Origin of the sequence: Ileibacterium valens, assembly GCF_001945525.1 — a bacterium.
In the GTDB taxonomy this organism is placed as follows: Bacteria; Bacillota_I; Bacilli_A; order Erysipelotrichales; family Erysipelotrichaceae; genus Ileibacterium; species Ileibacterium valens.
Genome location: NZ_MPJW01000216.1, coordinates 1 through 1012, shown reverse-complemented (window position 1 = coordinate 1012; position 1012 = coordinate 1). Strand labels below are relative to the sequence as shown.

At 47.7% G+C, this 1012-nt stretch carries 2 protein-coding genes; both read right to left on the bottom strand.

Annotated features, from left to right (window positions below):
• Window positions 1–731 (bottom strand): IS66 family transposase zinc-finger binding domain-containing protein (locus BO222_RS11010; RefSeq protein WP_178390471.1); only part of this gene is annotated, 731 nt, incomplete at its 3' end.
• A 71-nt stretch (window positions 732–802) separates the two neighbouring features.
• On the bottom strand, window positions 803–1012 hold a 210-nt coding region (gene tnpB / locus BO222_RS11005), incomplete at its 5' end, for an IS66 family insertion sequence element accessory protein TnpB (protein ID WP_143356875.1).

The window sequence follows — 1012 nt, the reverse complement described above, 5'->3', positions numbered from 1 at the left end:
ATCCGGTTGACGGGCAGCTGATACAGTGCCTTGAGGGTGATGACAAGCGCCATCAGAGAGGGAGAAACCCATTTTCCAAAAAGGAGTGATTCGGGAGCCTTTGCCATGACCGGGTGAATATCAAACTCGCCTGGAAGATAACGCGGATCCCGGCTCTTCCTTTTACATTCGGGACAGCCGTAAGAAACAGAATAGTGCCGGATGATTTCCAGTTTTCCTGGAATGTATCTGACTTCATGACGGACCAGCTTTCTGCCGATCGGAGTGAGTTCCGTACCGCAGACGGAACAGATTCTCTGGTCTTCAGACAGTTCGTGAAGTTCATCTGTGACAGGAAGGTTCATCTTTTTAATAAGATCTTCCAGAGATTCCTTCGGCTTACGGGCTTTGGAACGAACAGGCCGTTTCCTTGCGGAAGCTCCGGGAGCAGGGGTTTTGGCAGAAGGACCGGATGGCTGGTCATGATCGTCCTTTTTATCTGGCTTTCTCTTTTCAGAACTCCTGCCATACTTCTGAGCAGCCATCAGCCTGATCTGAGCAGACAGATCAAGGATCGTGGCATTTGCCTGATCCAGCTGCTCTGTGAGGCTCTTAATCAGTTTTCTGTTAGCTTCATTCTCTTCCTGGCTCTTCTCATACTGAATGGTCAGCTTGTTAATGGTCTTGTTCAATTCAACCAGCTGATGAAAGAACTGGTTCTCGCTGATGTTGCTCGTATTGATTTCTGACATAATTTTCCCTGTTTAAATTATACCATAAATCAGACTGAAATCTCTTTATTTAAAGCGTTTTCGCCACTATTCTATCTCCTTTTCACTGTTGTTTTCTGCTCTGGAGAGAGCCCCTCAAGCAGCCATCTCAGCTGCTGCGGGCTAAGTTCTCTGACCTCGTTTTTGTCTCTCGGCCATCGAAAATGGCCGTCATCCAACCGTTTATAGAGCAGCAGAAATCCATCCTGCTGCCAAAGAAGGCCTTTGATTCTGTCCGCTCTTCTGCCGCAGAACAGGAACAG